This is a genomic window from Phytopseudomonas punonensis, assembly GCF_900142655.1.
In the GTDB taxonomy this organism is placed as follows: domain Bacteria; phylum Pseudomonadota; class Gammaproteobacteria; order Pseudomonadales; family Pseudomonadaceae; genus Aquipseudomonas; species Aquipseudomonas punonensis.
Window position 1 is genome coordinate 194,918 of the sequence record NZ_FRBQ01000002.1, and the last position, 24,176, is coordinate 219,093.

General features: G+C 57.6%; 25 protein-coding genes and 2 tRNA genes. 18 read left to right on the forward strand and 9 right to left on the reverse strand.

Annotated features, from left to right (window positions below):
- Positions 1-16 precede the first annotated feature (16 nt).
- Positions 17-93: transfer RNA gene (locus tag BUC40_RS07545), tRNA-Arg, on the forward strand.
- Between the two features lie 41 nt (positions 94-134).
- On the opposite strand, the gene BUC40_RS07550 is transcribed toward BUC40_RS07545, so the two are convergent.
- Entirely contained in the window at positions 135-632 is a 498-nt protein-coding gene (locus BUC40_RS07550; protein WP_073264252.1) for a DUF4124 domain-containing protein, read from the reverse strand.
- Positions 633-955: 323 nt separating this feature from the next.
- Between BUC40_RS07550 and mgtE the strand changes: the two genes are divergently transcribed.
- A complete protein-coding gene (gene mgtE / locus BUC40_RS07555) occupies positions 956-2,404 on the forward strand; it encodes a magnesium transporter (RefSeq protein ID WP_073264254.1) in 1,449 nt (482 codons plus the stop codon).
- 128 nt (positions 2,405-2,532) lie between these two features.
- Here mgtE and BUC40_RS07560 read toward each other — a convergent pair whose 3' ends face one another.
- Positions 2,533-2,862, reverse strand: coding sequence for an Arc family DNA-binding protein (locus tag BUC40_RS07560; protein WP_073264256.1), 330 nt, complete (start codon positions 2,860-2,862; stop codon positions 2,533-2,535).
- Between the two features lie 372 nt (positions 2,863-3,234).
- Between BUC40_RS07560 and phnN the strand changes: the two genes are divergently transcribed.
- Entirely contained in the window at positions 3,235-3,810 is a 576-nt protein-coding gene (gene phnN, locus BUC40_RS07565; protein ID WP_073265147.1) for a phosphonate metabolism protein/1,5-bisphosphokinase (PRPP-forming) PhnN, read from the forward strand.
- A 17-nt stretch (positions 3,811-3,827) separates the two neighbouring features.
- Here the strand turns inward: phnN and BUC40_RS07570 are convergent, their stop codons facing one another.
- The 3 genes from BUC40_RS07570 to BUC40_RS07580 all read right to left on the reverse strand — a co-directional run bounded on the left by BUC40_RS07570 (position 3,828) and on the right by BUC40_RS07580 (position 5,079).
- Positions 3,828-4,010 carry a PA3371 family protein gene (locus tag BUC40_RS07570; protein WP_073264258.1) on the reverse strand — a complete coding sequence of 61 codons (183 nt, stop codon included), beginning with the start codon at positions 4,008-4,010 and terminating at the stop codon, positions 3,828-3,830.
- Between the two features lie 186 nt (positions 4,011-4,196).
- On the reverse strand, positions 4,197-4,433 hold the full coding sequence (locus BUC40_RS07575; RefSeq protein WP_073264260.1) for a hypothetical protein: 237 nt from the start codon (positions 4,431-4,433) through the stop codon (positions 4,197-4,199).
- Between the two features lie 178 nt (positions 4,434-4,611).
- Positions 4,612-5,079, reverse strand: coding sequence for an Lrp/AsnC family transcriptional regulator (locus tag BUC40_RS07580; RefSeq protein ID WP_073264262.1), 468 nt, complete (start codon positions 5,077-5,079; stop codon positions 4,612-4,614).
- A 198-nt stretch (positions 5,080-5,277) separates the two neighbouring features.
- On the opposite strand from BUC40_RS07580, the gene BUC40_RS07585 reads away from it, so the two are divergent.
- From BUC40_RS07585 to BUC40_RS07600, 4 genes are all read left to right on the forward strand, one after another.
- Positions 5,278-8,745 (forward strand): indolepyruvate ferredoxin oxidoreductase family protein, encoded by a 3,468-nt coding sequence (locus BUC40_RS07585; RefSeq protein WP_073264264.1) that lies wholly within the window; start codon positions 5,278-5,280, stop codon positions 8,743-8,745.
- Positions 8,746-8,824: 79 nt separating this feature from the next.
- A tRNA-Arg gene (locus BUC40_RS07590) sits at positions 8,825-8,899 on the forward strand.
- Positions 8,900-9,260: 361 nt separating this feature from the next.
- Entirely contained in the window at positions 9,261-9,917 is a 657-nt protein-coding gene (locus tag BUC40_RS07595) for a YceH family protein (protein ID WP_073264267.1), read from the forward strand.
- A 158-nt stretch (positions 9,918-10,075) separates the two neighbouring features.
- Entirely contained in the window at positions 10,076-11,404 is a 1,329-nt protein-coding gene (locus tag BUC40_RS07600) for an MFS transporter (protein WP_073264269.1), read from the forward strand.
- A gap of 11 nt (positions 11,405-11,415) precedes the next feature.
- Here the strand turns inward: BUC40_RS07600 and BUC40_RS07605 are convergent, their stop codons facing one another.
- From BUC40_RS07605 to flgA, 4 genes are all read right to left on the reverse strand, one after another.
- Positions 11,416-12,165, reverse strand: a complete 750-nt coding sequence (locus tag BUC40_RS07605) for a flagellar brake protein (RefSeq protein WP_073264271.1) — start codon at positions 12,163-12,165, stop codon at positions 11,416-11,418.
- An 80-nt stretch (positions 12,166-12,245) separates the two neighbouring features.
- Positions 12,246-12,716 carry a flagella synthesis protein FlgN gene (locus tag BUC40_RS07610; protein WP_244160619.1) on the reverse strand — a complete coding sequence of 157 codons (471 nt, stop codon included), beginning with the start codon at positions 12,714-12,716 and terminating at the stop codon, positions 12,246-12,248.
- 102 nt (positions 12,717-12,818) lie between these two features.
- A complete protein-coding gene (gene flgM, locus BUC40_RS07615; protein ID WP_073264273.1) occupies positions 12,819-13,154 on the reverse strand; it encodes a flagellar biosynthesis anti-sigma factor FlgM in 336 nt (111 codons plus the stop codon).
- A gap of 142 nt (positions 13,155-13,296) precedes the next feature.
- On the reverse strand, positions 13,297-14,055 hold the full coding sequence (flgA, locus tag BUC40_RS07620; RefSeq protein WP_073264275.1) for a flagellar basal body P-ring formation chaperone FlgA: 759 nt from the start codon (positions 14,053-14,055) through the stop codon (positions 13,297-13,299).
- Positions 14,056-14,134: 79 nt separating this feature from the next.
- Here flgA and BUC40_RS07625 point away from each other — a divergent pair, with 79 nt between their 5' ends.
- From BUC40_RS07625 to flgJ, 11 genes are all read left to right on the forward strand, one after another.
- Positions 14,135-15,058 carry a chemotaxis protein CheV gene (locus BUC40_RS07625; RefSeq protein WP_073264277.1) on the forward strand — a complete coding sequence of 308 codons (924 nt, stop codon included), beginning with the start codon at positions 14,135-14,137 and terminating at the stop codon, positions 15,056-15,058.
- 112 nt (positions 15,059-15,170) lie between these two features.
- The gene (cheR, locus tag BUC40_RS07630) at positions 15,171-15,998 is read left to right on the forward strand and encodes a protein-glutamate O-methyltransferase CheR (protein ID WP_073265151.1); all 828 of its coding nucleotides are present in this window, start codon (positions 15,171-15,173) and stop codon (positions 15,996-15,998) included.
- 289 nt (positions 15,999-16,287) lie between these two features.
- Complete coding sequence (flgB, locus tag BUC40_RS07635) at positions 16,288-16,698, forward strand: flagellar basal body rod protein FlgB (RefSeq protein WP_073264279.1); 411 nt, start codon at positions 16,288-16,290, stop codon at positions 16,696-16,698.
- 11 nt (positions 16,699-16,709) lie between these two features.
- Positions 16,710-17,153, forward strand: a complete 444-nt coding sequence (gene flgC / locus BUC40_RS07640) for a flagellar basal body rod protein FlgC (RefSeq protein ID WP_073264281.1) — start codon at positions 16,710-16,712, stop codon at positions 17,151-17,153.
- 14 nt (positions 17,154-17,167) lie between these two features.
- On the forward strand, positions 17,168-17,842 hold the full coding sequence (gene flgD, locus BUC40_RS07645) for a flagellar hook assembly protein FlgD (RefSeq protein WP_073264283.1): 675 nt from the start codon (positions 17,168-17,170) through the stop codon (positions 17,840-17,842).
- 43 nt (positions 17,843-17,885) lie between these two features.
- Positions 17,886-19,289: a flagellar hook protein FlgE gene (locus BUC40_RS07650; protein ID WP_073264285.1), complete on the forward strand. Its 1,404-nt coding sequence runs from the start codon at positions 17,886-17,888 to the stop codon at positions 19,287-19,289.
- A gap of 191 nt (positions 19,290-19,480) precedes the next feature.
- Entirely contained in the window at positions 19,481-20,221 is a 741-nt protein-coding gene (locus BUC40_RS07655) for a flagellar basal body rod protein FlgF (RefSeq protein ID WP_073264287.1), read from the forward strand.
- A 45-nt stretch (positions 20,222-20,266) separates the two neighbouring features.
- Positions 20,267-21,052: a flagellar basal-body rod protein FlgG gene (flgG, locus tag BUC40_RS07660; RefSeq protein ID WP_073264289.1), complete on the forward strand. Its 786-nt coding sequence runs from the start codon at positions 20,267-20,269 to the stop codon at positions 21,050-21,052.
- A gap of 61 nt (positions 21,053-21,113) precedes the next feature.
- Entirely contained in the window at positions 21,114-21,827 is a 714-nt protein-coding gene (flgH, locus tag BUC40_RS07665) for a flagellar basal body L-ring protein FlgH (protein WP_073264291.1), read from the forward strand.
- Positions 21,828-21,838: 11 nt separating this feature from the next.
- On the forward strand, positions 21,839-22,936 hold the full coding sequence (locus tag BUC40_RS07670) for a flagellar basal body P-ring protein FlgI (protein ID WP_073265153.1): 1,098 nt from the start codon (positions 21,839-21,841) through the stop codon (positions 22,934-22,936).
- Between the two features lie 12 nt (positions 22,937-22,948).
- Positions 22,949-24,172: a flagellar assembly peptidoglycan hydrolase FlgJ gene (gene flgJ, locus BUC40_RS07675; protein WP_073264293.1), complete on the forward strand. Its 1,224-nt coding sequence runs from the start codon at positions 22,949-22,951 to the stop codon at positions 24,170-24,172.
- The last annotated feature ends 4 nt before the right edge of the window (positions 24,173-24,176 follow it).

Consider the following 24,176-nt stretch of genomic DNA (forward strand, 5'->3'; position numbering starts at 1 on the left):
TCTAAAAGCGCCAAACGGACTCATAGCTCAGCTGGATAGAGTACTCGGCTACGAACCGAGCGGTCGGAGGTTCGAATCCTCCTGAGTCCGCCATACCAAAAGGGCCTGCAGCGATGCAGGCCCTTTTTCTTTGTCTAACGTTTACCCATGACGCAATCGTTCTGATCGAAGTTTACGGTGCGCCGCTCGCCTTTGGGCTTGCTGGCGTAGTGGTATGTCGTTTGACCGTTGCGGCGGCTGATGCGCTCGGGCTTACCTAATGCGCTTTCCACATCGCTGCGGGTCATGCCGGCACGTACCTGCTTTCTGATGATCGCTTCGCGCCTGGCGCTGCCGGTGACCGCGTTCTCGCAGCCATCCTGTTGTCCGCCGACTATGGTCAGCGAGTTTCCGGTGGCAGCTGTTTCTTTGCTTTTCTGAGTGGCCTGCGGTGTCGCCAGCGGAACGGCTGCGCCACTCCCTGGTCTTGGGTTGTGGGTGTTCTGGATTTGCTGTTGCTGGCTATCGCCGCAGCCATGTCGAGTGAAGGTAATGTGGCCGTTGGCGTCTTCACAGCGAAATACGCTTGAGGCGAGTAGTGGGGTAGGGCAGAGCAAAGTAGCGCAAATGGCTGCGCAGTGCGTCCAGTGCATGGTGGCGTCCTCCCTGACGTTTACCTGGCAAGCTTAGTCGACGCCTCACTCGCTGCCCGTTGTCTCTACCCTCAGGCTGTAACAACTTATGGCTCATGCTTGTAGCAATGAGCTCAAGAAAATGCTGCAAGCGCTTGTCTTGCCGTGCCTTTGTCATTTGCGCAGGCGATTGGCGTGTTATTATCCGCGCCGTCAGCCCCGCCGGGGCTTGTGGATCCCTTCCATGGACTTACCCAGTAGTAACTCAGAATTCCAAGTGTGCAATCACGTATTGACTGATTGACCCTCGCTGGCGCGCGCCGCCGCTGGGGGCGGAGTGTGCCATGACCGAAGTAGAAGCCAAGAAGCCGCAAGAAAGCCTGCAGGATCGACTCGCTCAGGTCGTCGAACTGTTGCAGCGGCATCGGCTTGTCGAAGACCTGACTCATCGCCAGGAAGGCCAACACCAGGACCGCGTCGAAGGTCTCGTGCACCGGCAGAATCTCGCCGAGCTGCAGCGCAAACTCGATGAGCTTCACTCTGCCGACGTCGCCTACATTCTCGAAGCCTTGCCGCTCGAAGATCGCCTTGCCATCTGGCAATTGGTAAAAGCTGACCGTGACGGCGATATCCTTCTCGAAGTATCGGACGCCGTGCGCGAGACGCTGCTCGCCGATATGGAGGATCACGAGATCCTCGCGGCAGCAAAAGAGATGGACGCCGACGAATTGGCGGATCTGGCCTCCGAGCTGCCGCGTGACGTCGTTCACGAGCTCATGGAGACCCTCGACGCGCAGCAGCGTGAGCGGGTGCGTTCTGCGCTCTCCTACGAGGAGGAGCAGGTCGGTGCGCTGATGGACTTCGAGATGGTGACTATCCGTGAGGATGTCAGCCTTGAGGTGGTATTGCGTTACCTGCGGCGCCTCAAAGAGCTTCCAGGACATACTGATAAGCTGTTCGTGGTCGATTATGACGGCGTGCTCAAGGGCGTGCTGTCGATCAAGCGCTTGCTGGTTAATGACCCCGAGAAGCAGGTCGCTGAGGTCATGGCCAGTGATCCGGTCAGCTTCCATCCTGATGAAGATGCCTACGATGCCGCGCAGGCGTTCGAGCGTTACGACCTGATCTCGGCGCCGGTTGTAGACAAGAATGGCAAGCTCATCGGCCGTCTGACCATCGATGAGATGGTCGACCTGATTCGTGAGGAGAGCGAAAGCGAAGTCCTCAACATGGCCGGTCTGCGTGAAGAGGAAGATATCTTCGCCTCCGTCTGGAAGTCGCTGCGCAACCGTTGGGCCTGGCTGGCTATTAACCTGGTCACGGCATTCATGGCGTCGCGCGTCATCGGTTTGTTCGAGGGCTCGATCGAGAAGCTGGTAGCCTTGGCGGCGTTGATGCCGATCGTGGCTGGTATCGGTGGTAACTCCGGTAATCAGACCATCACCATGATCGTGCGTGCTATGGCGCTCGATCAGGTCAGCACCGGCAATGGCAATACCTCGCGGCTGATTCGCAAGGAGCTTGGCGTCGCCTTGATCAACGGTCTGGTGTGGGGCGGGGTGATCGGCGTCGTGGCCTACGGCTTGTATGGCAGCTGGTCGCTGGGTGTGGTGATGACAGCTGCGATGACGCTCAATCTACTGCTTGCCGCCTTGATGGGTGTGCTGATTCCCATGACGCTGATGCGCATAGGGCGTGACCCCGCCATGGGCGCCAGCGTGATGATCACTGCGGTGACCGATAGTGGCGGCTTCTTCATCTTCCTGGGATTGGCGTCAGTATTTCTGCTGTAGTTGCCTGATGTCAGGCAGCAAAAAACCGGCCTAGAGCCGGTTTTTTATGCTTTTTTATCCGTCGCCAAGCATGCGCGAGCCATCACAGACACTAAAAAATCGCTGCCTGCGATTTCTTGAATAGCGAGTCAGTCGTCGTTGCCGGCGGCCATCTCTGCGTCATGTGCGATCAATGCAACGAGGGCGTTTTGTTGGCGGCGCGACAGCTGGCGGAAGCGTTGCAAAAGCTCTCGCTCATGCAGTGAAAGCTCCGGGCTGTCGAGGCTGATACCGAGCTCGTCATCCAGAGCGCCCTCCTGAAGCATGCTCTGCTCCAGGCGCGCGATGATTTCGGAGTTCATGCTGCGGTGGTGTTGGCGAGCCACGTCAGCAATGCGCTCACGCATGCCGTCGGGCAACCGAACGACGAACTTGTCAGCCGTACGGCTGGAGTAGATAGCCTGTTTCATAGGGCGCATACATCAACCAAATAAGTTCAGGGAAACGAAGCTGTAATGGCATATAGCTACAGAGTGTCAGGCTTCTGACCATCTTTCGCGCCTGCCGTTCAACAACGTCGGCATTTTGTCTGGTGATCGTACTTCTTTCCAGCAGATAATTGACGCCAATTACATGTCGTATTGTGGTCTTCGTACCGGCTTTTTGCTAGTACAACTTGTCGGAATTGATTCTGACTGCGCGCAGTTTCTCATTTAAGGTCGATGGCAGAGGGCCGCAATTTGCACGATTATGCGGTTCTTTAGGGTTCGTATTCCGCGGGTCAGGGCGTGCGAGGCCACCAAGTGGATATGATTGCTGGCATGCACGGTTGGGCAGGTGAGGTTATCCAGATGCAGGGCAGGCTGATTTACCTGATGGGGCCATCGGGATCAGGCAAGGACAGTGTGCTTCAGGCAGTGACTGTGCGCCTTGAGGATCGAGAATGTCGAGTCGCCCGGCGAGTGATCACGCGCTCGGCCGAAGCAGTGGGGGAGGACGCTGTCGCGGTTTCGCGAGAAGAGTTCGACGTTCGTTTGGCGGCTGGTGCGTTCGCCATGCACTGGCGTGCCAATGGGCTGGATTACGCCATTACCAGAGAGATCGACTCCTGGCTCTCTAGTGGCGTTCAGGTGATCGTCAATGGCTCGAGAGGATATCTACAGGAAGCCAGGCGTCGTTATCCATCCCTTGTTCCTGTGCTCCTGGAGGTCGCGCCTGAAATCTTGAGATCAAGATTGTTAAGCCGTGCCCGAGAAAATATTGAGCAGATCGAGGCGAGGTTGGCACGCAGTGCCCTATTTGCCAGCGAAGAGAGCCTGAGTGCAGGCGAGCAGATTATTCGTCTCGACAACTCTGGTTCCCTGGACGCTACGGTCGAACGGTTGCTCGACATTATCAACATCAACGCTCATGCGCCCCTAGATTGATGCTGAGTAACCGTAGGTCAGCGCAAAACAGGGTCGAACTTAACTCGCTTGCCAATCAGCAAGGCGATTGCTAGCGCAATGCTGCTGAAAGCCAAGGCAATCTTGGCAGCTGCTGTGAGCCATTGCGCTTGATCCGGTGCGGCGAGCAGACCGCCCGACAGAATGGCGATCATCAAAAAAATTAAAGCGGTTTTGGACATCATGCTCTCCTTGCGTGGCACGCCTGCCAACTAGAAAAACGGATCATGTGGGCCATTGTGGTCGTCGCTTGACCCCTGTGGCGGAGCTCGATCTGAAAGCCCATCGATCAACCAGATGGCAGCGCAGGTGACGGTGGCCAGCAACAGTACGAATCCGGGGAAAAATACGCTCCACATGATCAGGGCTCAGAACGTGAAGCGCTGTTGTGGCTGTGGCTGCCAATCGCTTGTAGTCAGCGGTTTGGCGATGAACTGACCAGGCTCGACCTTGGTCGCATGCTCGAATTGAACCGGCGTAGCGCGCATTTGCTGCACGAGCTGCATAGCGGTGGCCTGTTGCTGAGTATTCTGGAAATTGGCGAATGCGGCGCCTGCTAGCAGGGTCAGGGCGATGGCTGTAGCCAGGGCGATGAAAGTGTTCATGTTGGGCGTCTCGCATTCGAATTCTATGCGAGTGAAAAGAGCAGTTCCCGTGCCAGATTTTTTATCAAAAAAAATACTTATAAAACAATAACTTATAAGTTTATCTGTGGGTTAATTTCGTGCATGTTGCAAGGTGCGCGAATTGCCGCGTTGCAAAATGCAATGTCGGCTCTGTGGCCTAGTCTAACGGCAGCTCTGTGGTGCGTTTGACTTCGCTCATTGCGATGCTTGAGTGGGCCTCTTGCACGTGGGGTCTTTGCAGCAATTGGTCACGCAGAAAGCGCTCATAGCTGGCGATGTCTCGTGCTACCACCTTGAGCAGGTAATCCGAGCTGCCGGCCATGGTGTAACACTCGATCACCTCCGAATAGCCCGTTATCGCGCGTTCAAATTCATCCAGATTGCTGCGCCCGTGGGCCGACAGTTTGATGCTTACGAATACCGTGATGGTGAAGCCAAGCCGCTTGGGGTTAAGCAGTGCCACCTTGCGTTCGATGAAGCCTTCCTCCTGCAGGCGGTTGATGCGTCGCCAGCATGGCGATTGAGAAAGCTCCACCTTCTTGGCAATTTCTGCTGCGCTCAGGTCGGCGTTGCGTTGCAGTAATCGGAGAATACGACGATCAATGGCACTTAAGGGTTCATGCATGTTCGCTTCTCATTTTTATTAATTTTTGAAACGTTCATGCGCAGTATCGTCACTGTTGGCATGAATTAGAAAGAAAAAATCATCGAGCTCCGGTCTATGCTTAAGGCACATCCTGCCAGTGATCCTGGAGGGTGCGGGCAGGTGGAGCCAACCGTGCCACCTGACAGGTCGCTATAAAAACAACAGGAGCGCCGTCCTATGTCTCTGGCCGAAATCCGCCTGGATGACAAATATCGTCTTGCCACGGGCCATTTGTATCTCACCGGTACTCAGGCGCTCACTCGCCTGCCCATGCTGCAAAAGCAGCGCGATACAGCTGCGGGGCTCAATACCGCCTGTTTCATTTCTGGTTACCGTGGCTCGCCGCTTGGGGGCTTGGACAAAAGCCTCTGGGAGGCTCGCGAATTCCTTCAGCAGAACGCCATTCACTTTCAGCCTGGCGTTAACGAGGAGCTTGGGGCCACGGCTGTGTGGGGTAGCCAGCAGACAAATCTATTCCCAGGCGCGCGCTACGACGGCGTGTTTGCCATGTGGTACGGCAAGGGGCCTGGCGTAGACCGCAGTGGGGACGTTTTCAAACATGGCAACTCTGCTGGCGTCTCGCCCCATGGTGGTGTGCTGGTACTGGCCGGCGACGACCATGGCTGCAAGTCATCGACCATCGCTCACCAGAGTGAGCACGCCTTTATCGCCGCGTCGATGCCGGTTCTCAACCCGGCGAACGTCCAGGAAATTCTCGATTACGGCATCATCGGCTGGGAGCTTTCGCGCTATAGCGGCTGCTGGGTTGCGTTGAAGACCATTGCCGAGAACGTCGACTCGTCGGCTGTGGTGGATGTCGATCCGCAGCGTGTGCAAGTCACCATCCCCGATGATTTCGAACTACCCGAAGACGGCGTGCATATTCGCTGGCCGGACCCGCCGTTGGCCCAGGAGAAACGCCTCAACGTCTACAAGATCTACGCCGCACGTGCTTTTGCGCGCGCCAACGGCTTGAACAAGGTGATGCTTGATTCGCCCAATCCGCGGCTGGGGATCATCACCACGGGCAAATCCTATCTGGACGTACGCCAGGCGCTGGACGACCTCGGCCTCGACGAGGCCCTCTGCTCTCGGATTGGTTTGCGTGTGTTGAAAGTCGGCATGAGCTGGCCCCTGGAGCCGGTATCGGTGCATGGTTTTGCCGAGGGGCTTGATGAAATTCTGGTCGTCGAGGAGAAGCGCAGCATCATCGAAGATCAACTGACTGGACAGCTCTACAACTGGTCGGTTGGCAAACGCCCTAGGGTGGTTGGCGAGTTCGACGAGCAGGGCCAATCGCTGCTGCCGAACCTGGGCGAGCTGACCCCGGCAATGATCGCCCGTGTCATCGCCCGGCGCCTTGCACCTATTTATACCAGTGCAGTTATTGAGGCGCGTCTGGGCTTTCTCGATGCCAAGGAAAAGGCTCTGGCAGCGCGCAGTTACAACACCGTGCGCACGCCACATTTCTGCTCGGGTTGCCCGCACAACAGCTCGACCAAAGTGCCCGAAGGCAGTCGTGCAATGGGCGGCATCGGCTGCCATTACATGACCCAGTGGATGAATCGCAGCACCGACACCTTCACGCAAATGGGTGGGGAAGGGGTGACGTGGATCGGCCAGGCGCCGTTTACCGATACGCCCCATGTGTTCCAGAACCTGGGCGATGGCACCTACTTTCACTCCGGGCATCTCGCCCTGCGTGCCGCTGTCGCCGCAGGCGTGAACATCACTTACAAGATTCTCTACAACGACGCGGTGGCCATGACCGGTGGTCAGCCGGTGGACGGCGAACTGCGGGTCGATCAGTTGAGCCAGCAGGTATTCGCCGAAGGCGTCAAGCGCATCGCGGTGGTCAGCGACGAGCCCGACAAATACCCGACTCGCTCGACTTTCGCCTCGATCACCACCTTCCACCACCGCCGTGAACTCGATGCCGTACAGCGCGAACTGCGTGAGTGCAAAGGCGTCTCGGTGATCATCTATGACCAAACCTGCGCTACTGAAAAACGCCGTCGGCGCAAACGCGGCAAGCTGGTGGATCCGGCACGGCGGGCATTTATCAATGCTGCAGTCTGCGAGGGCTGTGGTGACTGCAGCGTGAAATCCAATTGCTTGTCGGTTCTGCCGCTGGAAACCGAACTGGGGCGTAAGCGGGAAATCGATCAGAACGCCTGCAACAAGGATTTCAGCTGTCTCGATGGTTTTTGTCCCAGTTTCGTTACCGTGCACGGTGGCCAGTTGCGGCAACCGCAGGCGGTCGGGTCGGGCGCTTTGTTTGTGGCGCTGCCGGAGCCTCGTCAGCCTTCTCTCGAGCGCCCCTGGAACATCTTGCTGCCTGGTGTCGGTGGCAGCGGCGTGACTACGGTGGGCGCGCTGTTGGGGATGGCTGCGCACCTGGAAAGCAAAGGTTGCACAGTGCTTGATCAGGCTGGCTTGGCGCAGAAGTTCGGGCCGGTGAATACCCATGTGCGTATCGCTGCACGGCAGGACGATATCTACGCCGTGCGCATCGCGGCCGGTGAGGCAGATCTGCTGATTGGCTGCGATCTGGTGGTGGCGGCTGGTGAAGATGCGCTGGCGAAACTCAATGAGCAGGTTTCCCATGCGGTGATCAATGATCACGAAGCTGCCACGGCAGAGTTCACGCGCAACCCTGACGCTCAGGTGCCGGGAGCAGCAATGCGCCAGGCGCTGGTGGATGCTGTCGGCGCGGACAAAACCTGGTTCGTTAATGCCACGCACCTGGCTACCCGTCTGCTCGGCGACAGCATCGCCACCAACCTGTTCATGCTTGGCTATGCCTATCAAAAAGGCCTGGTGCCGCTCAGTGCGCAGGCCATCGACAAGGCAATCGAGCTGAACAATGTGGCGGTCGAGTTCAATCAGCAGGCCTTCTTGTGGGGGCGGCGCGCAGCCTATGACGCAGCTGCCGTTGAGCGCCTTGTGCGTCCACAAGATGTGCAAGCTGCACGCTGCGGGACGCTAGACGAGGTCGTGAAAGATCGTGTGGCGCGCCTGACCTCGTACCAGAACGCTGGTTACGCTGAGCGTTACCGGCAACTGGTCAATCGGGTAGGCGAGCGCGATAGCGATCCGCAAAAGCGCCTGACTGGGGCGGTCGCTCGATATTACTTCAAGCTGTTGGCGTACAAGGACGAGTACGAAGTGGCGCGGCTGTACAGCGATGAAGCCTTCAGCAGTGCGCTGAATGCTCAGTTTCAAGGGGATTTCCGCCTGCAGTTCCACCTCGCACCCTCCTGGCTCAGCCGCATTGACAGCGCCACCGGGGAGCCACGCAAGCGCACGTTCGGGCCCTGGATGCTAGGCGCGTTCAAGCTGTTGGCCAAGCTGCGCATGCTGCGAGGGACCTGGCTGGATCCGTTCGGCCACAGCGAGGAGCGCAAGCTGGAGCGGGCGCTGATCGGTGATTACGAGCGCAGCGTAAATTTGCTTCTTGAGGGGGTGACTGCCGACAACTACGAAACTGCCCTGGCCATCGCAGAACTCCCCGAGCAGATTCGTGGTTATGGGCATGTGAAGGAAAAAGCCGTAGAGCGGGCGAGGGCGCTGGAGCAGGAGTTGCAAATGCAGCTCAAGACAAATGGCGCTCAGGTGGTGAGGTTGTTCGAGCCGGCAGCCTGAACAAGGAAGTCGGCATGACAAATTCGATTGCGATGGTTAACATGCCGGCCGGCGCTCTAGCGGGCGCCGGATCAAACGGGTCTCCTTAGTTCAACGGATAGAATAAGCCCCTCCTAAGGGCTAGATGCTGGTTCGATTCCAGCAGGGGACGCCATGATCCATCCCACCACGACGGCCCACTCAGGGCGCGCCGCAATTTTGCGTTAGCCTGATAAAAAGCAAAAAAAGACCCGGCAAGAGCCGGGTCAATAACCGTGATTAGCCTGATGAGGAGATAACTGTAAGCGTCCGACAGGGATGCATTCAGATATCAAACCAGCCTCGCGGCTGGTGATGTAGATAATAGTCATTCTCGATCAGTTGTCAATAAAAATACTTCTCATTTGTCTTTGGGCGGCGTTCGGGCTTTCTGTCCTTTGAGAATCAGTAGCTTGCGATGATCAAATTGGCCCAGCTCGTATCAACTTGTCTTGCCTCGGGCTACCCTAGAAGTAATTCCCTGCTTGGTGAACGGCATGAGCGATGAGTCTGATCACACCCCTGGCGCTGAGCCACTTAGCGCTGTCGAAGCGCGAATCGTCGGCAGCTTGATCGAAAAGCAAGCTACGACGCCGGAATCTTATCCGCTGACCTTGAATGCGTTGCTGCTGGCCTGTAACCAGAAAACCAGCCGTGATCCGTTGATGAACCTCACTTCTGGTGCTGTTGGGCAAGCTCTGCGCAGCCTGGAAGAGCGGGGTTACGTGCGGCTGGTAATGGGTAGCCGGGCCGACCGCTGGGAGCAGCGAATCGACAAGGCGCTCGAGCTGGTGGCGCCTCAGGTCACATTGCTCGGTCTTTTGCTGCTACGTGGGCCGCAGACTATTGGTGAGCTGCTCGCGCGCAGCAGTCGTCAGCACGACTTCGACGACGCGCAGCAAGTGCAGCATCATCTTGAAAGGCTGATGGGCCGCCAATTGGTAGCGCTGAGTGGTCGACAGGCTGGCCAGCGTGAGGATCGCTACGCTCACTTGCTCGGTGACCCCGAGCAATTGCAAGCGCAGCTGAATGATCGTGCACAGCGCCAGGAGCCTTCATCAAGTAGCTCGGCAGAGCGCCTGGAAGCACTCGAAGCCCGTATAGCGTATTTGGAGGCGCGGTTGACAGCGCTGGAAGGTACCCGTGATAGCTGAGTGGCCCGGCGGTATGGCGGGTGTCTCGGAATGAGTGAACTGTCCCGGTTGTGCATTATCAATATGGCACTGCGGCAGTTAGGTAGGCTTGCCAACTGGCGTCGCAAATCGAATACAGGCCTGTTCTTGTAGCGGGTACAAGGAGTCGTTGCAGTCCCATGCGCTTGATCTGGAAATCCTTCAGTTCTCTATATATCGCCACTGTCCTGATGCTGCTGGGCTCCGGCCTACTGAGTACCTATCTGGCACTGCGCCTGGCAGAGTCTGGTGAGGGGGTATGGGCTGGTGCGCTGATGGCGGCTAACTATTTCGGCCTGGTACTTGGTGGCAAAATCGGTCATCGCCTGATCGCCCGCGTGGGTCATATACGCGCTTACGTGGCCTGTGCTGGCGTGGTGACGGCGGCAGTTCTCGGTCATGGCTTGCTTGACTGGCTGCCTGCATGGCTGGTACTGCGTGTGCTGGTGGGCCTGGGCATGATGTGTCAGTACATGGTGATCGAGAGCTGGCTCAACGAGCAGGCGGAAACCAAGCAGCGAGGTCTGGTGTTCGCCGGCTACATGGCCGCTTCTTACCTAGGCTTGGTGCTGGGCCAGCTGGTGCTGGTGGTGCATCCGACGCTCGGGCTTGAGCTGTTGATGCTGGTAGCGTTGGCGTTTGCCCTATGCCTGGTGCCTGTGGCGCTGACCCGCCGTCTACACCCGGCACCGCTGCGTCCTGCTCCGCTGGAAATGCGATTCTTCTTCCAGCGCGTACCGCTGTCATTGACCACCATTGGTGTCGCCGGCTTAATGATCGGCTCCTTTTACGGTTTGGCGCCGTTGTATGCCGCGGAGATGGGCTTGGCCACCGAGCAGGTCGGTATCTTCATGGGTTGCTGCATCCTTGCTGGCCTGATCGTTCAGGCCCCGCTTGGCTGGCTCTCGGATCGCTTCGACAGGGTCAAGCTGATAAGAGGCATGTCGGCGGCCATGGTGCTGGTTGCTGCACCTTTGGCGATATTGTCCGAGGCGCCACTGTTATTGCTGATTTCGGTTGGGTTCATCGTCAGCATGCTGCAATTCAGCCTGTACCCGCTGGCTGTGGCATTCGCGAATGACCACGTAGAGACTGATCGACGGGTATCGCTTACCGCGATGCTGCTGGTGACATTCGGGGTAGGGGCCTGTATCGGGCCACTGCTGGTCGGCGTACTGATGCGCTTCTTCGGCGCCAATATGCTCTACGCATTCTTCTGCATATGCGGCCTGTTTCTGGTCTGGCGTGTGCGTTCGAACATCGTTACCCATCTTCATCAGGTCGACGATGCGCCGCTCCATCACGTGGCCATGCCCGTAAACATGACGGCCTCACCATTGATTGCTGCGCTAGATCCGCGTGTCGATGAGCAGGATGTGCAGGAGCAAATGCAGGACCCCGTGGCAACTGAGCACGCTGAGGGCGAAGAGCAAGCGTCAGAGTCGCCAGCAGCGGCTCCTCAGGCGTGATGCTTGAGCGACTAGAGAAAAGTGTCGCTTTCGAAACGACGGGCTTCGCGCTGTAGCTGGTAAACAAAGCGCTCGATCAGGCGTTGTTGTAAGCCGCTGAGGTTAGCGAAATGCAGGCCCGCAAAGGTCACGTCGAGCTTGTCGTCATAACGTGTGTGGCGCAGCTCGATGGCCGTCTCCAGCTTGCCTACCGGTAGCAGTGCGCAGAAGCCTTCGTAAATTTGCCCTGGCTGCAGCTGTTTGCTGGTATCGCCCGGCATGCGAATCTTGCAGCCTGATGCGGATATATCCAGCATCAAACCCTGCAGCGGTGTGCGCAAGCGGTCGCCGCTGAGCTCGATCTTGACCTGCTCAGATTGCTTGAGGGCGGCTCGAAAGGCATTGCGCCGCTGGTGATAGAGCACTTGCTCGGGGATCGTTCCGATGTAGCAGCGCTCACCCTGGTATTCGTCGGTTCGCATGCCTGTAGGGCAATCCCAGGCGATACGAACACCATCGTGAAATGCCTCGACGCTAAAGGATTCGCCATTTTGCAGATAGCGCTCGCCGTCACTCGGGATCATTTCGTCGAGGATCAGCAGGTTGCGCTCGCGGTCGATCTCGATCACATAGCTCTGAAAGCGCTGATTGCGCTCCGAGAAAGTGAGAGTCAATGGATCATGGTTCTGTTGCAGGAGGCGCAGGTTGGCAATGATCTCCACGGGTGCCTTGAGCACTTTGGGAGGTTGCGGGCCACTGTCCTGAGCGAAGGGGTTGGACACGGTCCAGTGATCTCCGGGGCAAGGTACTGCTGCATCCGGCAGTGCGATTGGGCTGCATTGCCGTGCATCTTGTCGTTATGTCAGGCCTGGCTGAGCGGGCGCTTGCTGCCGATTTTAGCTGTACCACCGCTGCTGTCATAGAGCGACGGCGTTTCATTACCGCGTAATATTTCGAGCATGCTTGCCGTGGATTTCTGACTGGTACGGATAATTCGGCCGTTACGCAAGTTAGCGCTCTGGCAGCGCTCGAGCAGGTCGCTCAGTTGCGCGCTCGCCTCTAGCAAGGCGCTACCGTTATCCACGCGTTCAGCTAATGCCTGCAGTCCTACACGGTCTGGGCTCAGATTCAGATTTGCCAACATCCGGGTGCGAGTCTTGCCGTGCTGATCAAGAGTGGCGAGCAGCGGTTGCTTGCCAGCCAGGATCTCTTGCAGTCGCGTCAGGTCATGTTCACTGAGCGCTTGGTATTCGGCTTCGACCAGCTCAAGCAACTGCTCTGCATGGCCGATATCTTCATTGAACAGGTCGAGCAGGGGCGTGGCGTTCATCATTCGGGCTCTCTGGGGCGAAACCTGCTTAAGTCTACCTGTCGCATGTGCAGGCAAACGTCAAAGCGGTTTCCGGGCGTCCAACACCCAGTGCGAGCCTGATGACTAGCGCTGGGATTCGAAATCGAGCAGCTTGCTGGCGACGCGTTTACTGTCGACTTGATAGCTGCCGTCAGCAACTGCTTGCTTCAGCTTGGCTACTCGATCTGAATCGACAGCTGGCTGATCGCGCAGCTTATCGACGGTTTTTTGCAATTGCTGCGCTTCGCTGCTCAGTTGAACGGACTCGCCGCTCTTGCTGCCTGCAGCTGCTTTCTGAGCGGCTGCATCGCCGCCAGCAGCCTTGTTGTCGATGGCTTCGTTCTTGCCGCCCTGAGTGCTACCCGCACGTGTGGTGCTGGCTGGCGTGGTGCTGTTGAGTCGGTTGAAGTCGATAACCATGATGCAAAACCTCTAACGGTGTGTGGACGCTTGCCTAGTGTGTCGGCTGTGCCCGGAAAAACTTTAGGCAAAAAAATGCGTCGCTTGCACAGTCTAAAACAGCCTTGCTCACCCGTCAGCCAGTCTACCGGCTTTGCAGAGGTTACATCGATACTTCCACTTGACCCGGACCGATCACCCGAGCCCGAACTACGCGTTGCGAGCCTAGGTTACGCACGCTGATCTGTTTTCCCACGGTGCCGTCGGAAAGGGCTTCACCGGGCATGCGCACGTTTATGCCACCACTGCGCGCGCTGATCACTACCTGATCGCCGCGACGAATGACTTCTGCCTGGCGAATAAACGTAGGCGACAATACCTGATCCGGCAGTAAAGGGCGGGTGGTCTTTCTGCCGACCGCTTGCTCCATGTCCGTCATATAGCCTTGGTTGAGCAGGCCGACATCGCGCTCGGCCAGCGCCAGATCTGATTCGCCGAGCACGCCTTCGCGTTTGACGGGGTGCACTACGGTAACCACTTCTCGGTAGAGGCGCACCTGGCCAGGCACGAATACTGTCCAGGGCGCGGCACCGTCGCAGCGTACCCGCATGGTTACCCGGCCAACTGGCTCGGTTGGGGTTTCCAGGGTTGTGGTCAATGCTTGATCACATAAAGGCAGCCTTAGACGAGGGTCCAAACGGTTGATCTGAACCTCGTGTCGAGCCTGAATGTTGCTGCGTTGCAAATAGTCTGTGACTGCCTGCTCAAGAAAGCGCTGGGTCTCGCCGATAAGCTGATCGGGCAGGGTGACCGAAGCAGTTGTCAGCGTGCTATAGCCGAGCGCCATTAAAGCAGGTAAAACTGCCAGGCAACGAAGGCTCTTGGCCATCGCGCGTCGGATAATTGTCATTTGTGCATTCATGTCTGGTTCGTAGCAAGGCGCGTGCCGCCTGCTACGCTAACCAAATCTGATGTGTTACTGGAATCTTGGGAGCCCGTACATGGCCGGTGTGATGGATTCGGTCAACCAGCGAACTCAGCTGGTTGGGCAAAATCGCCTGGAACTGCTGTTGTTTCGTCTCGACGGCCCTCAGCTGTACGGGATCAACGTCTTCAAGGTGAAGGAGGTGTTGCAATGTCCGAAACTCACCATCATGCCCAAGTCGAGCCCTGTGGTTCGTGGCGTGGCGAATATTCGCGGTGGCACGATTCCGATCCTGGATCTGTCCATGGCCACTGGAAAGCGCCCGTTAGGCGATTTGCAGGGTAGTTTCGTCATCATCACCGAATACAATACTAAGGTTCAGGGCTTTCTGGTGCGTTCGGTTGAGCGCATCGTCAACATGAACTGGGAAGAGATTCATCCACCACCCAAGGGCACGGGCCGTGATCACTACCTGACGGCAGTTACCCGGCTGGATGAGAAACTCGTCGAAATCATCGACGTCGAGAAGATTTTGGCCGAAGTGGCACCGACCTCCGAAGTGATTTCGGCAGGTGTGATCGACGTGGAAGTTCAAGGTAAGGCTGTCAGTCAGCACGTGTTGATCGTTGATGACTCTTCGGTGGCGCGCAAGCAGGTGATGCGCTGCCTGCAGACCGTTGGTGTCGAGGTCACGGCGCTGAACGACGGTCGTCAGGCGCTCGATTTTTTGCGTGCGATGGTCGATGAAGGAAAGTCGCCCGAGCAGGAATTGCTGATGATCATTTCCGATATCGAGATGCCGGAAATGGATGGCTATACGCTGACTGCAGCAATCCGTTCTGATCCGCGCATGCAGAAACTGCACATTCTCCTGCATACTTCGCTGTCGGGTGTGTTCAACCAGGCGATGGTAAAGAAGGTGGGGGCCAACGATTTTCTGGCTAAATTCCGGCCGGATGATTTGGCGTCCCGGGTGGTTGAACGCGTCAAGGCAGGTTGATTATCAGGGCGTTTATTGCCTGATATCGCTAGCGAGTAGTAGCAGTTAAGCCGATGAGCGTTCTTTTGAACGCTTGTCGTATTCGACTTTATAGATGGGCGAGGCCTCACGAGTGTCTTCAGGTAATTTGGATTTCGAACAATTCCGGATCTTTCTGGAAAAGGCCTGTGGCATCGTGCTGGGCAGCAACAAGCAGTACCTGGTCTCCAGCCGGCTGAACAAACTGATGGAAACCAACGGTATAAAGACGTTGGGCGAGTTGGTGCAGCGTATGCAGAGCCAGCCGCGTAGCGGGCTACGCGAGCAGGTGGTCGATGCTATGACCACCAACGAAACGTTGTGGTTTCGCGATACCTATCCGTTTGAAGTGCTCAAGAACCGTGTATTGCCTGAGCTCATCAAGGCCTACCCCGGTCAGCGCCTGCGTATCTGGTCGGCAGCCTGCTCGTCGGGGCAGGAGCCTTATTCGCTGTCCATGAGCATTGATGAGTTCGAGCGCAGCAATATCGGTCAGCTCAAGACCGGTGTGCAAATTGTGGCAACCGACTTGTCACCGACCATGCTCAATAATTGTAAATCCGGCGAGTACGACAGCTTGGCCATGGGCCGGGGGTTGGCTCAGGAGCGCCTGCAGCGTTACTTCGACCCTAAAGGGCCGGGGCGTTGGGTTGTCAAGCCTGCGATCAAGAGCCGCGTTGAGTTTCGCCCGCTGAACTTGCTGGACAGCTACGCCAGTCTTGGCAAGTTCGATATCGTGTTCTGCCGCAACGTACTGATCTACTTCTCCGCTGAGGTTAAGAAAGACATCCTCACGCGCATCCACGCCATGCTCAAGCCGGGTGGATACTTGTTTCTCGGCGCCTCGGAAGCGCTTAACGGGTTACCCGAGAAATATCAGATGGTGCAGTGCAGCCCTGGCATCATCTACAAGGCCAAGTAATTCATCAGCGGCGCCAAGAAAAACGGGAGGCTTTGGCCTCCCGTTTTATTTTGCTTTGCTAGCGGCGGCTGACAGTGTTCTGGCACTCGCGCGTCAGAAAAGCGGCAAGCGGTCGCTCAATTGCCGCTTTAGCCTTGCCATGCGGCGGAAAAGTTTTGCCGTCCATCCGTGTGAAACATCCCTTATCTCGTACATTTCACTGATTTATAAGTGAAAAAATAAACTGGCACGTGGCTTGCTGTGAACTTCGCATGAAAACAGGCGAGCCGTTACGGCAAGGGTTCCTGAGATGAGCATCAGTTTCGATAGCGCACTTGGCATTCACGAGAAAGCACTGGGTTTCCGCGCCCAGCGTGCGGAAGTGTTGGCCAATAACATGGCCAACGCCGATACCCCGAACTACAAAGCCCGCGATCTTGATTTCGCGTCCGTTTTGGCTCAGCAAGCGGCCAAAAGTGGTGGCAGCGGCAATTCAGGGCTGAAAACCACCAACAGCCGCCACATTGCAGCAGAAGGCGTGCCAATGGGCGACGCGGCCCTGGCTTATCGCACGCCCACTGCGCCCTCTATCGACCAGAACACCGTCGATGCCCAGGTTGAGCAGGCCAATTACGCCGAGAATGCGGTCGCTTTCCAGACCAGCTTCACGTTGCTCAACAGTAAATTCAAAGGGCTCGTAAGTGCCCTGCGTGGTGAATAAAGGAGCCTGATATGTCCCTCACCAGTGTTTTTAATATCGCCGGAACCGGTATGAGTGCCCAGAGTACTCGCCTCAATACCATCTCCAGCAACATTGCCAACGCCGAAACGGTTTCGTCGAGCATCGACCAGACCTATCGCGCACGCCATCCGGTGTTCGCTACTGTTTTCCAGAATGCGCAGGGCGGCAATAACGGCTCGCTGTTCGCTGATCAAGATCAGTCTGGCGCTGGTGTTCAGGTGATGGGGATCGTCGAGGATCAGAGCAGTCTGATGCCGCGCTACGAACCCAACCATCCGGCAGCGGATGAAGCGGGTTATGTGTACTACCCCAACGTCAACGTGGTCGAGGAAATGGCGGACATGATCTCCGCGAGCCGTGCCTTCCAGACCAACGTGGAAATGATGAATACCGCCAAACAGATGATGCAGCGCGTGCTGACTCTGGGTCAGTAAGCAGGGAGTGAGAGATGAGCACTGTTGATGGCGTCAGCTCCAGTTCGGTACTGGACAAATATCAGGTCAAGCAGGATTCCGCTACGCAGAACAAGGAACTGGGCAAGGATCAGTTCCTCAATCTGCTGGTGGCGCAGCTGAACAACCAAAACCCGCTGGAGCCCCAGGGCAACGGCGAGTTCATCGCGCAGCTGGCGCAGTTCAGTACCGTGGAAGGCGTCGAGAAACTCAACTCGAGCATGGAAACCATCCTGTCTGGCTATCAGTCCTCGCAAGCACTGCAGGCGTCTTCGCTGGTCGGGCGCAAGGTGATCGTGCCGGTCGATAAGGCGCTGGTCGATACCAGCGAAAGCTTCAAGGCCAGTGCTGTGCTGCCCACCAGCAGCAGTAACGTTTACGTCAACGTTTATGACAGTGCCGGCGCGGTGGTCAATCGCATCAATCTGGGCGAGCAGCAAGCGGGCAATGTGAGCTTTATCTGGGATGGTAAAGACGCAAGCGGAAATGTAATGAAGCCCGGCACCTACAAGTTCGAGGCCCAGGCGACTTACGGCAATGAGACTAAGGGGCTCTACACCTTGCTGCCTGCCAATGTCGACAGCGTCACTCTGGGTGGTAACGAATTGATGCTCAACCTGGCGGGGATCGGCAATGTGCCGTTGTCGCAGGTGCAGGTCATTGGTCAGTAATTAACAGGCTGTAACTGCCGGACTTTCGGCAAGGAGAATTTTCATGTCGTTCAATATCGGTCTTAGTGGCCTGCGTGCTGCGACCAGTGACCTAAACGTAACGGGTAACAACATCGCTAACGCCGGCACCGCTGGCTTCAAACAGTCACGCGCTGAGTTTGCCGACTTGTACGCCTCGTCGATGCTCAGCAGCGGCTCCAACCCGATCGGCAGTGGTGTGCTGCTCAGTGATGTTTCCCAGCTGTTCAGCCAGGGCAACATCAACTACACGCAGAACTCACTTGATCTGGCAATTCAAGGTAGTGGCTTTTTTCGTACCAGCAACAATGGCGATATCAGCTACACCCGTGCTGGCTACTTCGGTACCGACCGTGAAGGCTTCATCGTCAACAACTTCGGGCATAACCTGCAGGGCTATGGGGTGGATGCTAACGGCAACCTGCAGAACGGCATTATCGGCAACCTGAGAGTGGAAACCGCCAGCCAGGCGCCACGCTCGACGAGTACCATCACCCAGCCGTTCAACCTGAACTCTACGGAAAATGTGCCGGTGCTCTGGAAGAGTGCTTATGACCAGGAGATCGCCAACGCCGCCGATCCGGCCAACCCGAGTCCGGACGAAATCGCGGCAGCTGAGGCGGCCGGCAACGCTACGTTCAACCCAGCCGATCCGACCAGTTACAACCGTTCTACCTCAGTCAATATCTTTGACGCACAGGGTAATGCGCACTCCTTTACGCAGTATTTCGTGAAGACCGGTGCGAATAACTGGGACGTGAAGATTCTGGTCGACGGGCGTAACCCGTTGGATCCGACCAGCACCCAGGCGCTATCGGCTGGGGTGACTTTCGATGCATCCGGTAAAATGCAGGCCATTGATCCGGCTAATTTGAGCGCTGGGCTGACGGTCGCACCCGATGGTTCCATCAACATGAATGGCTGGGTGCCTGCTGCGCCGACCAATGCCGAAGGTACGACCTGGTCGGCTAACGGGTCTGCCGCCAGTGCAGCGATAAAATTCGATTTCCGCGGCTCTACCCAGTTCAACAGTACCTTCTCGGTCGCCAAGGTTGTGCAGGACGGCTACACCACGGGCGAACTGTCCGGCTTGCAAATAGATGAAACCGGCCAGCTTTTCGCGCGCTATACCAATGGCCAAACCAAGATTCAGGGGCAGCTGGTTCTTGCCAACTTCGCCAACATGCAGGGTCTTACTCCCGTTGGCAAAACGGCCTGGGTGCAGTCGTCCGAATCAGGCGAGCCGGTGATAGGCACGCCGAAGAGCGGCACGTTGGGCAGTCTGCAATCCGGCGCCTTGGAAGACTCCAACGTCGAGCTTTCCGATCAGCTGGTCAACCTGATCGTGGCGCAGCGTAATTACCAGGCCAACGCCAAGACGATTGAAACCGAGAGCGCCATCACGCAGACCATCATCAACCTGCGTTGATAGCGTCAGGGAGTTGTTGCCGGAAGCGGCAACAACTCGCCAAACGACAAAATACAGGCTCCTTAGGGAGCTTTTTTATTTTAAAAACTCTTTACATTCAGTCACTTAATAAAATTTATTGAATATGGCATGTGTATTGCTTTTGATGTGTAGACAGAGTCGCGGGCACGTTGCCCACCTCGGAGGAAAACATGGACAAGATGCTGTACGTCTCCATGACTGGCGCCCACAACAACACGTTGGCCCAGCGTGCCCACGCCAACAATCTGGCGAACATTTCTACCACCGGTTTTCGCCGTGATTTCGAACAGGCGCGTTCGATGCCGATTTTTGGTGAGAGTCAGCCTTCCCGGGTATTCGCTATGAGCGAGCGGCCAGGCACAGACTTTACGCCGGGGACGCTGCAGGAGACCGGGCGTGATCTGGACGTTGCTGTCGGTGGCAAGGGTTGGCTCGCCGTGCAGGCGCCGGATGGCACCGAAGCCTACGTGCGGACGGCGAGCCTGAACGTTGACGCCCTAGGCATGCTGCGCACCGGCAATGGCATGCCGGTGATGGGCAACGCGGGGCCGATTGCCGTGCCGCCGGAGCAGAAGATCGAGATCGGTCAGGACGGCACCATCAGCATTCGTGCCCTTGGCGAGGCGCCTCGCGTATTGGCCGAGGTCGACCGCTTGCGCCTGGTTAACCCCGACCTCAAGCAGATGCAGAAGGGCACTGACGGCATGATCCGCTTCAACGGCCCCCAGCCGCCAGAGGCAGATGCCACGGTGCAGATCACCTCGGGTTTTCTTGAGTCCAGCAACGTCAATGCGGTCGAGGAAATGACCTCGATCCTGGCGCTGTCCCGGCAATTCGAGCTGTCCGTCAAGATGATGCGCACTGCAGAAGATAATGACACCGCCATGGCGCGCGTCTTGCAGATGAGCTGATAACCAACACGCGGTGCCATGAATCCGGCACCCGAGGAGAACGCTATGCTTCCGGCACTTTGGGTGGCCAAGACGGGCCTGTCAGCTCAGGACATGAACCTGACGACTATTTCCAACAACCTGGCCAACGTGTCCACTACGGGCTTCAAGCGCGACCGCGCCGAGTTCGAGGACCTGCTGTACCAGATCCGTCGTCAGCCAGGCGGCCAGTCCAGCCAGGACAGCCAACTGCCGTCCGGTCTGCAGCTGGGTACTGGTGTGCGTATCAACGGTACGCAAAAGATCTTCACCGCTGGCAGCCTGCAGACCACCGAGCAACCGATGGACATGGCCGTCAATGGGCGTGGTTTCTTCCAGGTGCTGATGCCCGATGGCACGGTTTCCTACACCCGTGATGGCAGCTTCCACCTGAACTCTAATGGTCAGGTGGTCACGTCCCAGGGGTTTGCGCTGGAGCCTGCCATCGTGCTGCCACCAGAGGTGCGTACCTTTACCGTTGGTGAGGACGGTACCGCGTCGGTCACCACTACCGGTAACCCGCAACCACAGGTCGTCGGCAACCTGCAGATCGCCGACTTCATCAACCCGGCGGGGCTGGAAGCGATCGGCAACAACCTGTTCCTGGAGACTGCTTCCAGTGGTGCACCGCAAGTCGGTACACCCGGCCTCAACGGCCTGGGTACGACGTTGCAGAACACCCTGGAGAACTCCAACGTCAGCGTGGTTGAGGAAATGGTCAACATGATCACCACCCAGCGTGCTTACGAGATGAACTCCAAGGTCATCTCCACTGCTGACCAGATGCTGTCCTTCGTTACCCAGAACCTTTAAGACCCCGGGGTAGGGCAGCAGCTCGCCCCTCGATACGCCTGAACGCTGTGAGGTAGTGGTTATGAACCGCTTGGTGTGTATGTTCTCGATTCTCGGCAGCGTAGTGCTGAGCGGCTGTGTGGCGCCGGTCGCCAAGCCCAACGACCCGTACTACGCGCCTGTGCTGCCGCGTACACCGCTGCCGGCTGCGCAGAACAATGGCTCGATCTTCCAGTCGGGCTTCGAGAACAACCTGTACGGCGACCGTAAGGCTTTCCGCGTCGGTGATGTGATCACCATCAGCCTTAGCGAACGTATGCAGGCCAGCAAGAACGCCAGCTCGCAGATGTCCAAGGACAGCAACGCCAATATCGGTCTGACATCGCTGTTCGGTGGCGGCGTATCCATCGACAACCCAAGCTCCAGCCTCAACCCGCTGAAGGCCGAGAACCTCGGGCTTAGTGCCCAGTACGGCGCCCAGCGTGATACCAACGGTTCCGGGCAGGCGGGGCAGAGCAACAGCCTGACCGGTTCGATCACCGTGACCGTGGCTGAAGTGCTACCCAATGGCCTGCTGGTGGTGCGTGGCGAAAAGTGGATGACCCTCAATACGGGTGACGAGCTGGTGCGTATTGCTGGACTGGTCCGCTCTGATGATGTGGCGCGTGACAACACTGTGGCCTCGACCCGAATCGCTGACGCACGCATTACTTATTCCGGTACTGGCGCCTTTGCCGATGCCAGCCAACCAGGTTGGCTGGATCGCTTCTTCGTCAGCCCGCTGTGGCCGTTCTGAGGCTCATGATCATGCGTAAATGGATCATCACCGTTGCAGCGCTGCTGCTGGCCTCGACCGCTCAAGCCGAGCGGCTCAAAGATCTGGCCAGCATTCAAGGCGTGCGCAGTAACCAGTTGATCGGTTATGGCTTGGTCGTGGGCCTCAATGGCAGCGGCGACCAGACCACCCAAACGCCTTTCACCGTGCAGACCTTCAACAACATGATGGCGCAGTTCGGCATCAAGGTGCCGGAGGGTGGCAACGTGCAGCTCAAGAACGTTGCAGCGGTGTCTATCCATGCTGACTTGCCTCCGTTCGCCAAGCCGGGCCAAACCATCGATATCACCATTTCCTCTATCGGTAACGCCAAGAGTCTGCGTGGCGGCAGCTTGCTGATGACGCCGCTCAAAGGTATCGACGGCAACACCTATGCAATCGCTCAGGGCAACCTGGTAGTGGGCGGCTTCGATGCCAGCGGCGCCGATGGCTCGCGCATTACCGTCAACGTTCCGTCGGCCGGGCGTATTCCCGGAGGTGCGACGGTCGAGCGCCCGGTGCCGAGCGGCTTCGATCAAGGCAATACGCTGACGTTGAACCTCAATCGTCCTGACTTCACCACCGCCAAGAACATTGTCGATCACATCAACGAACTGCTTGGCCCAGGTGTCGCTCAGGCGCTCGATGGTGGTTCGGTTCGCGTCAGCGCGCCGCTCGACCCGAGCCAGCGTGTCGACTACCTGTCAATCCTCGAGAATCTTGAAGTAGACGTTGGGCAGGCGGTGGCCAAGGTCATTATCAACTCGCGTACCGGCACCATCGTCATTGGTCAGAACGTGCGCGTGCAGCCTGCGGCTGTCACCCATGGCAGCTTGACGGTGACCATTACCGAAGACCCGATCGTCAGCCAGCCGGGCGCGCTGTCCGGTGGCGAGACCGCCGTGGTGCCGCGCTCACGCGTTGGCGCAGACGAAGAAAAGAAACCGATGTTCAAGTTCGGCCCCGGTACCACCCTCGACGAGATCGTGCGGGCGGTGAACCAGGTAGGCGCTTCGCCTTCCGACCTGATGGCCATCCTGGAGGCGCTCAAGCAAGCCGGCGCTCTGCAGGCTGACCTGATCGTGATTTAAAGGACACGCGATATGGATACTCGACTCTCGGCCGCCGGCACCAGCACCGTTGATAGCGGTGCCTACACCGATCTCAATCGCCTCAACCAATTCAAGGTGGGTGGCGACAATGAGGAGAACATTCGCAAGGTTGCGAAGGAGTTCGAGTCGCTGTTCCTCAACGAAATGCTCAAGACCATGCGTTCGGCTAACGAGGTGTTCGGTGAAGGCAACTTCATGAACAGCAACGAGGCCAAGACCTACCAGGATATGTACGACCAGCAGTTGTCGGTGACCATGGCTGGTAACAAGAACGGCATCGGCCTGGCCGACGTGATGGCGCGGCAGATGTCGAAGATGAAGAACGTCAGCGAGCGGCCCAACCCGTTTGCCCAGGTCGACGCGCCCGTTCCGGCTGCGCCAAGCAAGCCGCTGGCACGTGGCGAGGCGGCTGCCGATGTTGCACCAGCGCGAGTCGAGAAGATCGCCGCCGCTGTAGATCCTGAGCGCAACGACATGACGCTGATCAATCAGCGCCGTCTGTCATTGCCTGGCAAGTTGGCCCAGGGTATCCAGGCCGGCATCGTACCGGGCGCCGAAGCCGCCACGGCGACTACCGTAGCCAATACACCGGCCGGTGAAGCCGTTGGCAAGCCATTAGCCAAGGGCGACTGGTTGCCAGCCAAGGCTTATGCCGCGCCCGCCGAGCGCAGTCTGAATATCAACGGCAGCGAAGAGATCGCCAGCCGCACATCGTTCAAATCGGCCAAGGAATTCATGGAAACCATGTTGCCAATGGCCGAAAAAGCGGCTGCCAAGCTGGGCGTCGATCCGACCTATCTGGTCGCACAGGCGGCGCTGGAAACCGGTTGGGGCAAGTCGATCATCAAGCAGGGCGATGGCAGCAGCAGCCATAACCTGTTCGGCATCAAAACCCACAACACCTGGAGTGGTGATTCCGCTCGGGTGATGACCACCGAATACCAGAGCGGCAATCCGGTTAAGGAAGCTGCCTCGTTCCGCTCCTATGAATCCTTTGCGCACAGTTTCGATGATTACGTGAGTTTCCTGCAGAGCAACGGGCGTTACGAAAAGGCGCTGAGCTCGACCGCCAATCCTGAGCAGTTCGCTCGCGAACTACAGAAAGCCGGCTATGCCACCGACCCGCAGTACGCCCGCAAGGTGTCGCAGATCGCTCGCAAGCTGTCGACCTACCAGATGATCGCGGCCAACGGCGCGCCCTCGAACAAGGGATGATGAA

Bases quoted from the DNA above. Each gene is read 5' to 3' on its own strand.
- BUC40_RS07550 (WP_073264252.1), bottom strand. From the start codon at position 632: ATGCACTGGACGCACTGCGCAGCCATTTGCGCTACTTTGCTCTGCCCT.
- mgtE (WP_073264254.1), top strand. From the start codon at position 956: ATGACCGAAGTAGAAGCCAAGAAGCCGCAAGAAAGCCTGCAGGATCGA.
- BUC40_RS07560 (WP_073264256.1), bottom strand. From the start codon at position 2,862: ATGCGCCCTATGAAACAGGCTATCTACTCCAGCCGTACGGCTGACAAG.
- phnN (WP_073265147.1), top strand. From the start codon at position 3,235: ATGCAGGGCAGGCTGATTTACCTGATGGGGCCATCGGGATCAGGCAAG.
- BUC40_RS07570 (WP_073264258.1), bottom strand. From the start codon at position 4,010: ATGTCCAAAACCGCTTTAATTTTTTTGATGATCGCCATTCTGTCGGGC.
- BUC40_RS07575 (WP_073264260.1), bottom strand. From the start codon at position 4,433: ATGAACACTTTCATCGCCCTGGCTACAGCCATCGCCCTGACCCTGCTA.
- BUC40_RS07580 (WP_073264262.1), bottom strand. From the start codon at position 5,079: ATGCATGAACCCTTAAGTGCCATTGATCGTCGTATTCTCCGATTACTG.
- BUC40_RS07585 (WP_073264264.1), top strand. From the start codon at position 5,278: ATGTCTCTGGCCGAAATCCGCCTGGATGACAAATATCGTCTTGCCACG.
- BUC40_RS07595 (WP_073264267.1), top strand. From the start codon at position 9,261: ATGAGCGATGAGTCTGATCACACCCCTGGCGCTGAGCCACTTAGCGCT.
- BUC40_RS07600 (WP_073264269.1), top strand. From the start codon at position 10,076: ATGCGCTTGATCTGGAAATCCTTCAGTTCTCTATATATCGCCACTGTC.
- BUC40_RS07610 (WP_244160619.1), bottom strand. From the start codon at position 12,716: ATGATGAACGCCACGCCCCTGCTCGACCTGTTCAATGAAGATATCGGC.
- flgM (WP_073264273.1), bottom strand. From the start codon at position 13,154: ATGGTTATCGACTTCAACCGACTCAACAGCACCACGCCAGCCAGCACC.
- flgA (WP_073264275.1), bottom strand. From the start codon at position 14,055: ATGAATGCACAAATGACAATTATCCGACGCGCGATGGCCAAGAGCCTT.
- BUC40_RS07625 (WP_073264277.1), top strand. From the start codon at position 14,135: ATGGCCGGTGTGATGGATTCGGTCAACCAGCGAACTCAGCTGGTTGGG.
- flgB (WP_073264279.1), top strand. From the start codon at position 16,288: ATGAGCATCAGTTTCGATAGCGCACTTGGCATTCACGAGAAAGCACTG.
- flgC (WP_073264281.1), top strand. From the start codon at position 16,710: ATGTCCCTCACCAGTGTTTTTAATATCGCCGGAACCGGTATGAGTGCC.
- flgD (WP_073264283.1), top strand. From the start codon at position 17,168: ATGAGCACTGTTGATGGCGTCAGCTCCAGTTCGGTACTGGACAAATAT.
- BUC40_RS07650 (WP_073264285.1), top strand. From the start codon at position 17,886: ATGTCGTTCAATATCGGTCTTAGTGGCCTGCGTGCTGCGACCAGTGAC.
- BUC40_RS07655 (WP_073264287.1), top strand. From the start codon at position 19,481: ATGGACAAGATGCTGTACGTCTCCATGACTGGCGCCCACAACAACACG.
- flgG (WP_073264289.1), top strand. From the start codon at position 20,267: ATGCTTCCGGCACTTTGGGTGGCCAAGACGGGCCTGTCAGCTCAGGAC.
- flgH (WP_073264291.1), top strand. From the start codon at position 21,114: ATGAACCGCTTGGTGTGTATGTTCTCGATTCTCGGCAGCGTAGTGCTG.
- BUC40_RS07670 (WP_073265153.1), top strand. From the start codon at position 21,839: ATGCGTAAATGGATCATCACCGTTGCAGCGCTGCTGCTGGCCTCGACC.
- flgJ (WP_073264293.1), top strand. From the start codon at position 22,949: ATGGATACTCGACTCTCGGCCGCCGGCACCAGCACCGTTGATAGCGGT.